Origin of the sequence: Lysobacter sp. Root690, from assembly GCF_001427785.1 — a bacterium.
Taxonomy (GTDB): domain Bacteria; phylum Pseudomonadota; class Gammaproteobacteria; order Xanthomonadales; family Xanthomonadaceae; genus Lysobacter.
In genome coordinates, this window is sequence record NZ_LMHM01000002.1 from 18,110 (window position 1) to 30,138 (window position 12,029).

The 12,029-nt window shown below is 68.2% G+C and carries 12 protein-coding genes; 2 read left to right on the plus strand and 10 right to left on the minus strand.

What is annotated here, in order from left to right; genetic code table 11:
* Positions 1 to 153: 153 nt before the first annotated feature.
* A complete protein-coding gene (locus tag ASD86_RS04020; RefSeq protein WP_056107205.1) occupies positions 154 to 1,065 on the minus strand; it encodes a LysR family transcriptional regulator in 912 nt (303 codons plus the stop codon).
* A 100-nt stretch (positions 1,066 to 1,165) separates the two neighbouring features.
* Between ASD86_RS04020 and ASD86_RS04025 the strand changes: the two genes are divergently transcribed.
* Complete coding sequence (locus ASD86_RS04025) at positions 1,166 to 1,762, plus strand: short chain dehydrogenase (RefSeq protein WP_056107208.1); 597 nt, start codon at positions 1,166 to 1,168, stop codon at positions 1,760 to 1,762.
* A 34-nt stretch (positions 1,763 to 1,796) separates the two neighbouring features.
* On the opposite strand, the gene ASD86_RS04030 is transcribed toward ASD86_RS04025, so the two are convergent.
* The 9 genes from ASD86_RS04030 to rph all read right to left on the minus strand — a co-directional run bounded on the left by ASD86_RS04030 (position 1,797) and on the right by rph (position 11,046).
* On the minus strand, positions 1,797 to 2,117 hold the full coding sequence (locus ASD86_RS04030; protein WP_056107211.1) for a low molecular weight protein tyrosine phosphatase family protein: 321 nt from the start codon (positions 2,115 to 2,117) through the stop codon (positions 1,797 to 1,799).
* A gap of 7 nt (positions 2,118 to 2,124) precedes the next feature.
* On the minus strand, positions 2,125 to 3,483 hold the full coding sequence (pepQ, locus tag ASD86_RS04035; RefSeq protein WP_056107214.1) for a Xaa-Pro dipeptidase: 1,359 nt from the start codon (positions 3,481 to 3,483) through the stop codon (positions 2,125 to 2,127).
* A gap of 185 nt (positions 3,484 to 3,668) precedes the next feature.
* Positions 3,669 to 4,019 (minus strand): PilZ domain-containing protein, encoded by a 351-nt coding sequence (locus ASD86_RS04040; protein WP_046655526.1) that lies wholly within the window; start codon positions 4,017 to 4,019, stop codon positions 3,669 to 3,671.
* Positions 4,016 to 6,457 carry a DUF1631 family protein gene (locus tag ASD86_RS04045; protein WP_056107217.1) on the minus strand — a complete coding sequence of 814 codons (2,442 nt, stop codon included), beginning with the start codon at positions 6,455 to 6,457 and terminating at the stop codon, positions 4,016 to 4,018. The genes ASD86_RS04040 and ASD86_RS04045 overlap by 4 nt, the downstream gene beginning before the upstream one ends.
* Positions 6,458 to 6,701: 244 nt before the next feature.
* Positions 6,702 to 7,865, minus strand: coding sequence for a radical SAM family heme chaperone HemW (hemW, locus tag ASD86_RS04050; RefSeq protein ID WP_082578054.1), 1,164 nt, complete (start codon positions 7,863 to 7,865; stop codon positions 6,702 to 6,704).
* A gap of 52 nt (positions 7,866 to 7,917) precedes the next feature.
* Positions 7,918 to 8,508, minus strand: coding sequence for a hypothetical protein (locus ASD86_RS04055; protein WP_157476121.1), 591 nt, complete (start codon positions 8,506 to 8,508; stop codon positions 7,918 to 7,920).
* Entirely contained in the window at positions 8,505 to 9,098 is a 594-nt protein-coding gene (rdgB, locus tag ASD86_RS04060) for an RdgB/HAM1 family non-canonical purine NTP pyrophosphatase (protein WP_056107226.1), read from the minus strand. Before rdgB ends, ASD86_RS04055 begins: the two co-directional genes overlap by 4 nt.
* Positions 9,095 to 9,487, minus strand: coding sequence for a VOC family protein (locus tag ASD86_RS04065; RefSeq protein WP_056107229.1), 393 nt, complete (start codon positions 9,485 to 9,487; stop codon positions 9,095 to 9,097). Before ASD86_RS04065 ends, rdgB begins: the two co-directional genes overlap by 4 nt.
* 794 nt (positions 9,488 to 10,281) lie before the next feature.
* Complete coding sequence (rph, locus tag ASD86_RS04070) at positions 10,282 to 11,046, minus strand: ribonuclease PH (protein WP_056107233.1); 765 nt, start codon at positions 11,044 to 11,046, stop codon at positions 10,282 to 10,284.
* Positions 11,047 to 11,113: 67 nt separating this feature from the next.
* On the opposite strand from rph, the gene ASD86_RS04075 reads away from it, so the two are divergent.
* Positions 11,114 to 11,974 (plus strand): YicC/YloC family endoribonuclease, encoded by an 861-nt coding sequence (locus tag ASD86_RS04075; protein WP_056107236.1) that lies wholly within the window; start codon positions 11,114 to 11,116, stop codon positions 11,972 to 11,974.
* The last annotated feature ends 55 nt before the right edge of the window (positions 11,975 to 12,029 follow it).

Below are 12,029 nucleotides of genomic sequence, written 5' to 3' on the forward strand. Positions count from 1 at the left end.
GTGGTCGGTGGGGATGTTGGGCTGACGTCTTTGGTTAAAGCCGCAGCGGCGTGAAGGCGCGGAGTCGCGAATGCTTGAAAGTGCTCAGTAGAAACGTCAGTGGAAAGCTCCAGCGCAGCACGAAAGCCAATGACGCTCGCGCCAAGCGTCCACTCAACGCTCCAGCCCCACACCATCCGGCCCCATCCGCTCCAACACCAACTCCACAAACCGGCTGAGCTTCGGCAAAGGCTGCCGATCGCGCGGATACAGCAGATGCACCGGCCGCGGCGGAGGCAACTCGTTTTCGAACAGCGCTACCAGACGGCCCGCGGCGATGTCCTGCGCCAGCAGCACTTCGGGTTGCAACACGATGCCGCAACCGGCCAGCGCCGCGCGCCGCAAGGCTTCGCCGTGGTTGGATGCGAAGCGCCCACTCACGCGCAGCGGCTCGGCCGAGAGTGAATCGAAACGCCAGCCGGCGTCGCGATTCCACAGCAGATGACTCAGGCAGCTGTGATCGAGCAGTTCGCGCGGATCGGTCGGGGTGCCGCGCGTGCGCAGGTACTCGGGCGAGGCGGCGACGATCATGCGGTAAGGCCGCAGCGGCCGCGCCACCAGATGATCGGAATCGGCGAGCGGGCCGATCCGGATCGCCGCATCGAAGGCTTCGGCGATCACATCGGACATGCGGTCGGACAGCACCAGATCGACCGAGACCTCGGGATGGCGCTGCAGGAATTCGGCCACCACGTCCGCGACCGCGCTACCGCCCAGCGTGAACGGCGCGGTCACCCGCAACCGCCCGCGCGGACGGTCGTCGTCGCGCAGGCGCTCGGCGACCGATTCGGCGTGGCGTACCTGATCGAGGATGCGCCGGCAATCGTCGAGAAATGCGGCGCCGACTTCGGTGAGGTGCTGCTTGCGCGTATCGCGCTGAAGCAGGCGCGCGCCGAGGTGGTCTTCCAATTGCTTGATGTGCTTGCCGACCATCACCGCCGACAGGTGTTCGGCCTGAGCCGCGGCGGCGAAGCTGCCGGTCTCGGCCACCGCCACGAACACGGCCATGCTGCGCAGCTTGTCCATGGGCTAACCGTCAGTTAGGGGAGCGCGAAATCCTAGCGCATTCACCGTCGACGCCATGGCGCGCAGACTGGCGTCCTGTCTCCCCACCGGAATTCCCGTCATGAAGATCCTGCTCGTCGGCGCCAGCGGCACCCTCGGTCGCGCCATCGCCGACACCCTCAAGCATCACGAGATTCTCGCCGCCGGCCGCAGCAGCGCCGATTACCCGGTCGACATCACCGACGACGCCAGCGTCGAGGCCTTGTTCGCGCGCACCGGCAAGCTCGACGCGATCGTGTCGGCGGCCGGCGTGCTGCATTTCGGCCCGCTGGAATCGATGAAGCCGTCGGACTTCGCGATCGGCCTCAACGACAAGCTGCTCGGGCAGGTGCGGTTGGCCTTGCTCGGCCAACAGCATCTCAACGACGGCGGTTCGATCACCTTGACTACCGGCATCGTCGCCGAGGAACCGATCAAGGCCGGCGCCAACGCCAGCGCGGTCAATCGCGCGATCGAGGGCTTCGTCCAGGGCGCCGCGTTCGAACTCAAGCGCGGGCTGCGCATCAACGCGGTCAGCCCGAATGTGCTGAGCGAATCGTGGGCCGACTACGGCCCGTTCTTCCCCGGCTTCGAACCGGTCACCGCCGCGCGCGCGGCGCTGGGTTATCAGCGCAGCGTCGAAGGCATCCAGAGCGGACGGGTGTTCAAGGTCTGGTGATGGTGCGCGGCGTGCCGTACATGCGGCGCGCCGATCACAGATGCCGCGGCACCCGTGCCTGCAGCAAGGTCACCAATGCCGGCGCCATGTAGTCGTAGTCGTCGGGAATATCCAGGCAGACCACGCGCTTGCCGCGCAGCTGCGGCCGGAACTTGTGTTGCAGCTTGCTGCGCTGGGCCTTCTCCATCACGAAGATCAACTGCGCCCATTCGACCAACTCGGCGCCGAGCGGCTGCTCGGCGTCGTGATTGAGCCCGGCCGAGGCCACTTCCAGATCGTCGCGGCCGCCGAACACCTGCTCGGCGGTCGGGCTGCGCAGCTTGTTCTGGCTGCAGACGAACAAGATGCGCTGCATGCGTGGCTCAGGCGCTCGCGGCGAATTCGTCACGGGTGAGGTTGAGCGGCGCGGCGTCGGTGCAGACCACGTCGTCCTCGATGCGGATGCCGCCGAACGGGCGGAACTGGTCGATGCGGTTCCAGTCGACGCTGTCGGCGTGTTCGCCCTTGCGCAATCCATCCAGCAGCAGATCGACGAAATACAAACCCGGCTCGATCGTCACCGCCATGCCGGGTTCCAGTACCCGGGTCAAACGTAGATACGGATGACCGTTGGGCTTGTCGATACGGCCGCCGCGATCGGACGCGGCGAAACCGGCGACTTCGTGCACCTGCAGGCCGATGCCATGGCCGATGCCGTGCGGGAAGAACACCCCGCTGACGCCGGTTTCCACCGCCGCTTCCGCGCTGGTTTTCAGCACGCCGAAATCCTTGAGGATGCCGGCCAGCGCCAGATGCGCATCGAGGTGGATGCGCTTGTAGTCGGTGCCGGCGCGGACTTGATCGCACATGACCAATTGCGCCGCGTCCACGGCGTCGATCAGCGCCTGGAACTCGCTGCCAGCGTCGCTGGCGTAGCTGCGGGTGATGTCGCAGGCATAGCCGTGATGGCTGGCGCCGGCATCGATCAGGAAGCTGCGCGACTGCGCCGGCGCCTCGCGATCGAGTTCCATGTAGTGCAGCACCGCGCCGTTCTGGTTGAGGGCGACGATGTTGTTGTACGGCAGTTCGTTGCTGTCCTGGCGCGCGGCGGCGCAGTAGGCCAGGTGGATGTCGAACTCGCTGCGGCCGGCGCGGAACGCGGCTTCGGCGGCGCGGTGCGCGCGCACGCCCTTGCGCGTTGCCTCGCGCATCATCGCCACTTCGTACGGGGTCTTGAACGCGCGGTGGTATTCGAGATAGTCGATCACCGGCTGCGGGTTGTTCGGCGCGAACTCGCCGAGCGTGCTGAGCGGCTCGCCGAGGATGGCGCAACGCGCCGGGTCCTTGGGCAGATGGGCGAGCGCTTCCTCGGGCGTGCGGATCACGATCACGTCGAAATGCTCGACCCACCAGCCGCTGGGCGCCTGCGGCACGACATGCCAGTAGTCGAAGGGCTGCAGGTAGATCAGTTTGGGCGTCTGCCCGGGCGTGGCGACCAGCCAGCTGCCCGGGTTGCGGGTCAGCGGCACCCAGGCCTTGAACTGCGGGTTCGCCGCGTACGGATAGTCGCGGTCGTCGAACACCTGGTAGTGCAGGGTGCCGCTGGGAACGACCAGATGATCGAACCCGCCGCGCGCCAGCGCCTGTTCGGTGCGGCGTTGCAGTTCGGCGAAATGCTGCGCGTACAGGTCGGCGATGGAGCGGGACGCGGACGGATCGGCGGTGCGGGCGGGGGCGGTCATTGCGGGGCTTCGGCTGGGGAAACGCGGCTATTTTGCCGTATTGCGCGCTGGGCTGGATTTGCCGCATGCGCTATGCCCCTCTCCCGCAAAGCGGGAGAGGGGTTGGGGTGAGGGGCGCTGGCTGTTTGCGTCGCGGTGCCCGCGCNTCGGGCACCTTCTCCCGCAAGCGGGAGAAGGGAACAGCGTTACTCGTAACTGGCGCCCGGCGAATCCAGCCACTGACGCAAATGCTGCATGCCGTCCTCCGGCATGGCGATGAAGCGAAAGCCGGTCCAGGTCTGGCCCGGGACGCTCGCTCGGTCCTGCCACAGCAGGTGGGCGCCGACTTCGATCGGCGAGGCGTGCTGCGGCGCGTCGCGCAGGTTGAAGCGCAACTGGTACAGCGCGTCGTCGACCAGCGGCGCGCTGGCGATCAGCATCATCCCGGTCTCGGACAGATTGCCCAGATGGCCGATCACGGTCTCGGTCATGGTGTCGACCACCTGCACGGTCTCGACGATGCGGCGGCGGCGGGTGCGGCGGTATTCCTCGTTCATGCGCCGGCCTCATTCGTGCCTGCCCCGTCGTTGGCGGGCGCGCGGTTGCCGCCGAAGCCGCGCAGCACGTCCAGCGCCGCGTGCCAGGCGCGATCGACCAGCCGGCTGCGTTCCTCGACCACGATCCGCACCTGCCCGCGCGCGAGCATCCGCGCCAGGCTGTCGAGCGATTGCTCGCCCACGCGCTGGCCGCGTTGATTGACGAACAAGGCGTTGTCGGTGACCGGGCTGAACCACGACAGGCGCCGACGCACCGCGTCGCCCTGCTGGTTCTGCACGAATTCGAACCAGGTGCCGAACGGCAGCGCGCGGATCTGTTCCCAGCAGGCCTGTTCGCGCTCGTCGCGCGGTGACAGCGATGAGCGTGGGGCCGGCGCGTGGCCTTCCTCGCCCAGGCGCACGCGCGAGCGCAGCTTCACCGCCAGTTCGGTGCGCGAAGCGGCTTCGTCGGTCAGCGCCGGGCCGATCGTGAGCTGGCGCGAGATCGCGCCTGCATCGTCGGCGTGATAACCGACCAGGGTCAGGGCATGTTCGATATCGGCGTCGAGCCCGCACGGAGCGGTGGCACCGACGCCGGTCAGGTTGGCGGCGACGATCTGCTCGGTGATCGCGAGCTGGCGCCGCCAAGCGTCGGATTCCTCGCCGTGGCGCAGCAGGGTCAGGGTCAGCACGTCGGCCCAGGCCTGGCTGAGCAGGGTCTGGACGAAACGCGGCAGGCGTTGGTCGACGGTGCTCGCTTCGATCGCCTGATTGGCGCGGCGCTTGGCCAGTTCGAGTTTTTCCTTGCCGCGCGCGGCCTCGATGTGGCGCCGCTCGCTGACTTCGGCCTTGCGCGCCATGGTCTGCAGATGTTCCTGCAGGCGCTGGTTGGCGGTGTCGAAGGCGCCGGGCGCGACTTTGTAATGCTCGATCACGTGATCGACCGCCTGACGCAGCGGCTCGTGCAACTGCGGGTCGACTTCCTCGGTCGGGGTCCAGCGCGCGCCGGCCTCGGCGACGGTGTTGAGCAACTGCCGCGCCGGATGCCCGCTGTGTTCGAGCAGCGAGCGGTCCTGCAGCGCCGCGTGCAGCAACGGCGCCTGCAGGCGATTGAGCAGGGTCGAGATCATCGCATCGCCGCGCAGGCGCTGTTCGATCTCGCCGTAAAGCAGGTCGAGCAGGTCGAACACGTCGCCGTCGTCGCGCGACAGCGCGGTCGGACGTTCGGTGTCGGTGTCGGTGTTGTCGTCGCCGCGGTCGTTGCGCTCATGCGCCGCCAACAGCGATTGGCGCAGGTCGGCGACCTTGCGCAGCGGCTGCGGGCCGCGCGGCAGTTCGTCCTTGAGTTGATTGAGCGCGTCCAGCAGGTCGGCGGTGTTGAGCGCGGTCGCCGGCGCCGACGGCTGCGCGCGTGGGCGCAGCTTGTCGACCAGTTCGCGGCGTTCGCCGAGCCATTGCTGCAGGGTCGCGAAGTCGACCGCGTCGGCGGATGCGATGGTGGCGGGCTGGCCCGGCCAGGCGGTGTGCGGACGCGGCTGGTCGTTTTCGCGCGCGGGCTTGGCGGCCGGTTCGTGGGTCGGTCCGGCGTTCGCGCCGGTGCGCGGGCCGGCGTTGAGTTCGCCGCCGGCGCCGCGCGCCGGGTCGTTGCGGCGTTCGCCGGCGGGATCGCTGGCGGACGCACGCCGCACCGGTTCGGCCGCAGGCACGGCCAAGCCATCGGCGGCCGGATTCTGCGCGCTCGGGCGGGTCCGCAGCGGCACGAACGACAGGCTCGGCAGCACGTTCTCGCGCGCCAGCAGGGCGTTCATCGATTCGACCATCGCCGCGTAGCCCAGCATCACCTGCTGGTCGAACACCCGGTACAGGTCCAGCCGCGATTCCAGGCTGATCTGCAGCGGCTGGCAGGCTTCGGCGAAGCTGCGGATCAGCCGTTGCGGACCGACCGGCAGACGCTCGCTGTCGAACGCGGGCGCGCCGGCGAGTACGCCGAAGCGCTGGCCAAGCAGCAGCAAGCCCAACCCGGCGCGCGACTCGTGGCGGCTGGCCACCGCGCGCAGCACGGTGTTTTCGTCGACTTCGCTGTCTTCGACCAACCGAAGCTCGCGAAAATGAGGCGCCGAATTAGTAACTGGACGCGCAGCCACCGCCGCGCCTTCCCTCAACCGAGTAAGCGCCGTTTCCAGCCCGAGTAAATACCGAGGAATCAAATCCGCCCGCCGCAACCGCACCAGCCGCAGGGTCTCCAGATACCCCGACTGCAAACTCGGATTGCGGGCCTGATCGGCCTGGCGGAACAACTGCTGCTCGTACTCGGCGAGCATGCGTTCCAGCAGCGGCGCGATCTCGTCGCTGACCAGCGCATACAACTGCTCGAGCAGCCGGCGCACGCGGCGAGGCAAGGCGGCGGTGGCCAAGGTGGCCCGCGGCGAGGCGTCCAGAGGGTCGAACGTGGCGGACATGGGCTTTGGGTACTGACGACCGCGAGATATAACCACGCCTCCCGGGCCACAAGCCAGCCCGAACCGGTGCGGGCGTAGCGTGCAGCCGACAGGAGGCGACCATTGGCACAAACGCGGTGCCTACTGCGTAGCGGCCAGGGCCGAGTGTGTCGTGGTTGCGGTGGTGACGTTGTGAGGTGGCATCTGGGCCGGCCGAGCTACCGAACTGGCGACCCACCGCGCCGGCCAGCACCGCGCGCCGCGATCATTCGGGCAGGAACAGCGCGACCACGTCGTTGGTGAAGCGCCGGCCCAACTCGGTCGGCTGGACCCGGTCGCCGTCGCGCTGCAGCCAGCCGGCGGCGTAGCCCGCCTGCAATTGCGGCTCGATCGCCGCGCGCTCCAACCCGGTGCACGACTCGAACGAGCTCAGCGAAAAGCCCTCGACCAGCCGCAGCACATTGAGCATGTATTCGAACGGCCGCCGCGCCGGCGCGATCCGGTCGTCGCCGCCGATCGCCGCGGCGGTGCCGGCGGCGGCCAGGTACTGGGTTGGGTGCTTGAGTTTCCAGCGCCGCAGGATGTCCTGCTCGGCACCCAGGGTGATCTTGCCGTGGGCGCCGGCGCCGATCCCGAGGTAATCGCCGTAGCGCCAGTAATTGAGGTTGTGCTGGCAGCGGCGGCCTTCGCGGGCGTAGGCGCTGACTTCGTACTGGATATAGCCGTGTTCGGCCAGCAACGCCTGGCAATGTTCCTGGATGTCCCAGGCGCCGTCTTCGTCGGGAATGCCCTGCGGCGGGCGCGCGGCGAATACGGTGTTGGGTTCCAGGGTCAGCTGGTAATGCGAGACGTGCGCCGGATCGAGCGCGAATGCGCGCTGCAGGTCGTGTTCGGCCATGGCCAGGGTCTGACCGGGCAGGGCGTACATCAGGTCGAGATTGAGATTGTCGAAGCCGGCGTCCTGGGCCAACTTCACCGCCGCCTCGGCCTCACCGCTGTCGTGGATGCGGCCCAGGCGCTTGAGACAGCCGTCGTCGAAGCTCTGGATGCCGAAGCTCAGCCGGTTGACTCCGGCCGCCTTGTACAGCTCGAAACGGCCGTGCTCGGCCGTGCCCGGGTTGGTTTCCAGGGTGATCTCGGCCCCGGGCGCGAAGCGCAGGCGCGCGCTGGCGGCCTGCAGGAAGCGGTCGATGAATTCCGGCGGGAACAGGCTCGGGGTGCCGCCGCCGAAGAACACGCTGTGCACGGTACGGCCCCAGACCAGCGGCAGGTCGTGTTCCAAGTCGGCGATCAGGGCCTCGACGTAGGCGTCGAACGGCAGCGCGCCGCGGCCTTCATGTGAATTGAAGTCGCAGTACGGGCATTTGCGCACGCACCAGGGCAGGTGGACGTACAGCGACAACGGCGGGGTGGTCAGGGCAGGAGTCAACAGCGCGGGCCGGGCGCCGGGGCCCGGTATCGGTAGCAGGGGAACCGATAGCTTACCGGTCGGGCGTCGCGCCGTAGCGGCGGGTCGCCAGCAGGGCGCGCAGATTGGCGTCCAGTTGCACGTCCGGGCGGGCCTGGACGACCAGATGCATGATCGTCGCCAGCGGCTCGGCGTGGCCGTCGCCGGACATTTCGCCGTCGAACACGGTCACTGTGTCCCAGGCGCGGTGCGGGGCCGGGGCCAGGCGCAGTTCCAGGGTCGAGGTCAGGCGCATGCGCCCGTCCTTGGCCCGGTGCAGCGACATCGCGACCACTTCGCGCGGTTCGAACACCCGGCTGCGGTGGCCGCTGGTGATGTTGGCGCAGCGGATGGCGCCGCCGACCGACGGGTTGCCGAGCGCGGCGTCCAGGCTGACCCGCTGGACCGCGGCCAGGGCGACCAGCCCGACCAGCCCGGCCAACAGCCACAACGCCAGTTCGATCTCGCTGCCGAAGCTGGGGGCGCCGGCGCGCAGGCCGTCCTGGCGTATCCAGATCGCGATCGGCATCGCCAGCAGGTACAGCACCGCCACCGACAGCACGGTGTGGCCGCCGGTACGGAAGGCGCGGCGCTGCGGGGCATCGGCGCGCAGCATCCGGTTCATGGGCTCAGCTCCGCGAGGCGCTCGCGCAGAATCGCCAGCGCGCGGGCGCGATGGCTGACTTTGTTCTTGATCGCGTCGTCGATCTCGCCGGCCGACACGTTGTACTGGGTGTCGAAAAACACCGGCTGATAGCCGAAGCCGCGCTCGCCCTGGCGTTGCCGGGCGATGCGGCCGTGCCAGACGCCCTCGGCGATGATCGGACGCGGATCGCCGGCATGGCGCAGCAGCACGATCACCGCATAGAAATGTGCGCCACGCTGGTCGTCGGGGACGTCCTTGAGCGCGGTCAGCAGTTTGTCGATGTTGCCCTGGGCGTCGCCGTGGCGGTGATAGCGCGCCGAGTACAGGCCGGGGGCGCCGCCGAGCGCGTCGACGCAGATGCCCGAGTCGTCGGCCAGGGCCGGCAGGCCGGTGACCTGACAGGCATGACGCGCCTTCAGCAACGCGTTCTCGACGAACGTGCTGCCGGTTTCCTCCACGTCCTCGACCCCCAAGTCGGATTGCGCCACCAGGTCGATGCCGGTGTCGCGCAGCAGGTCGCGCAGCTCCACCAGCTTCCCGGCGTTGCTGCTGGCCAGCACTAATCTCATGCCTTCAATTCCAGCAAATCCCAGCGATTACCGTACAGGTCTTCAAAAACAGCGACCGTGCCGTAGGTCTCGACGCGTGGAGATTCCGCGAAGCGCACCCCGCGTTCGAGCATCGCCGCGTGGTCGCGATGGAAGTCGTCGGTGTGCAGGAAAAAGCCGACCCGGCCGCCGGTCTGGTCGCCTACGCGCTCGCGCTGCGCGTCGTTCGCGGCCTGCGCGAGCAGCAGCGCGGTCTGCGCGCCGTGCGCCGGCGCGACCCGCACCCAGCGCTTGCCGCCGCCTTGGTCGATGTCTTCGAGCAGGCTGAAACCCAGGGATTTCGTGTAGTACGCGATGGCCTCGTCGTAATCGGCTACGACCAGGGTGATGCTGCCGATGCTGCGGTTCATGCGTGACCTCGTGCGGGGGCGTGGTGTGGCGTGCCGCGATTGCCCGGCGGAATCGACCGGCGAAATCGTTCGCCAAAATAGGCCGCGGCGACGGCCTTTCGGCGGCTGGCGAGAATGATCGCGGATGCGCGGTGAAGTTCAGCGCGGGTGGCGAAATTTGAGACTTGGTGCGCGGATGTGTTCACGCGCTGTGTGAGGTGGTCGCTATCGCGGACGTGGGCGTCGGGTCAGCCCGATGGCTTGTCGCCCAGGGCTCGCCAGCAAAAGATCTCGTGATAAGCGCGAGGTTTGGTGTGGTTCGGGCGATCATCACCGCGCGTACTTGCACGGCAAGAGAGGGCGCGATCGCTGGACAAATTCCGAACGCTTTTGCTTGACGCTTTTGCTCGTCATTCCCGCGAAGGCGGGAATCCAGAGACTTCAGCGCGGGTCATGCGAGCAACGTCGTTTTCGTCAGCCCGTCCAAGTCACTGGATTCCCGCCTTCGCGGGAATGACGGTAGGAGGGGGCGCGGTCGCTGGGCAATGACGGTAGAAGCGCGCGCCACTGGACAAGTTTCGAACGCTTTTGCTCGTCATTCCCGCGAAAGCGGGAATCCAGTGACTTCAGCGCGGGTCATGCGAGCACCGTCGTTTCCGTCAGCCCGTCCAAGTCACTGGATGTTCGGCTGCGCCGAAGTAAAGCGGAGCCCGCCTTCGCGGGAATGACGGAAGGAGAGGGCGCGTTCACCGGGCAATGACGGCGGAGAAGGCGCGGTCACTGGACGATTCAACTCGTACCTAACCAGCAAAAACTCACCCCGCCAACGCCTCGCGCTGCTTGAGCACCAACTCGGCGATACCCGCCTCGGCCAACGCCAGCAACCCATCGAGTTCCGAGCGCCGAAACGCATGCCCCTCGGCCGTGCCCTGCAGCTCGATAAACCCGCCGCCATCGTTCATCACGACATTCATGTCGGTATCGCAGTCGCTGTCCTCGGCATAGTCGAGGTCCAGCACCGGCACGCCGCGGTACACGCCGACCGAGACCGCCGCGACCGCGCCGAAGATCGGGTCGCGGGTGATCTCGCGCCGCGCCTGCAGCCAGCGGATCGCGTCGACCAGGGCCACGTAGGCGCCGGTGATCGCCGCGGTGCGGGTGCCGCCGTCGGCCTGCAGCACGTCGCAGTCCAGGGTGATGGTGCGTTCGCCGAGCGCCTTGCGGTCGATGCAGGCGCGCAGGGCGCGGCCGATCAGGCGCTGGATTTCCAGGGTCCGGCCGCCCTGCTTGCCGCGCGCGGCCTCGCGATCGCTGCGCGTATGGGTGGCGCGCGGCAGCATGCCGTACTCGGCGGTGACCCAGCCCTCGCCCTTGCCGCGCAGGAAACCGGGCACCTTGTTGTCGACGCTGGCGGTGCACAGCACCCGGGTCTGGCCGAAGCTGACCAGCACCGAGCCTTCGGCGTGAGCGGTGTAGCCGCGCTCGATCCGGACCTCGCGCATCTGCTCCGCGGTGCGGCCGCTGGGGCGGACGAGCGGGCCGGCCGGAGCCTGGGCGGGAGCGGCGTTGGGACCGGTCATGAGGCGGATTTACCGTTTGAGGGCCGGCGAGTTTACCATTCGCTCCCTGTAGGCTCGGGATTTCCGAATGATTCGCAGCATGACCGCCTTCGCCAGCGGCGAACGCGTGACACCCTGGGGCACGCTCGGTTGCGAGCTGCGCTCGGTCAACCACCGCTTCCTCGAACTCGGCGTGCGCCTGGCCGACGAGCTGCGCGTGCTGGAACCGGCGCTGCGCGAACGCGTGGGTTCGCGGATCAGCCGCGGCAAGATCGACCTGAGCCTGCGCCTGCGCGCGCCCGAAGGCGGCGATGCGCTGCAACTCAATCCAACCCGGCTGCGCGAACTGAGCGATCTGGCGATCGACCTGTCGGCGCGCTTCCCGGCGCTGCGCACCGACTTCACCGATCTGCTGCAGTTCCCCGGCGTGCTGCAGGCGCCGAGCACCGACCCGGCCGCGTTGCAGGCCGAAGCGCTGAGCCTGCTCGACAGCGTGCTGGACGAATTCGTCGCCTCGCGCGAACGCGAAGGCGGCAAGCTGGCGGCGGTGATCGGCGAACGCATCGACGGCATCGCCCGGATCGCCGCCGACGTGCGCGCGATGATGCCGGCGATCCGCACCGGCCAGCGCGTCAAGCTCGAAGCGCGCCTGGCCGACCTGGCCCAGCCGGCTGACAACGGCCGCGTGGAGCAGGAACTGGTGCTGTGGCTGCAGAAGCTCGACGTCGACGAAGAACTCGACCGGCTCGATTCGCACGTGTCCGAAGCGCGGCGCGTGCTCAAGCTGCGCGAAGCGGTCGGCCGCCGCCTGGACTTCCTGCTGCAGGAATTCAACCGCGAAGCCAACACCCTGGGTTCCAAGTCGGTCGACGCGCGCAGCTCGGCGGCGGCGGTGGAGCTCAAGGTACTGATCGATCAGGTGCGCGAGCAGATTCAGAACATCGAGTAACCACGAGCCCCTCTCCCGCTGGCGGGAGAGGGGTTGGGGTGAGGGGCGCTAGCTC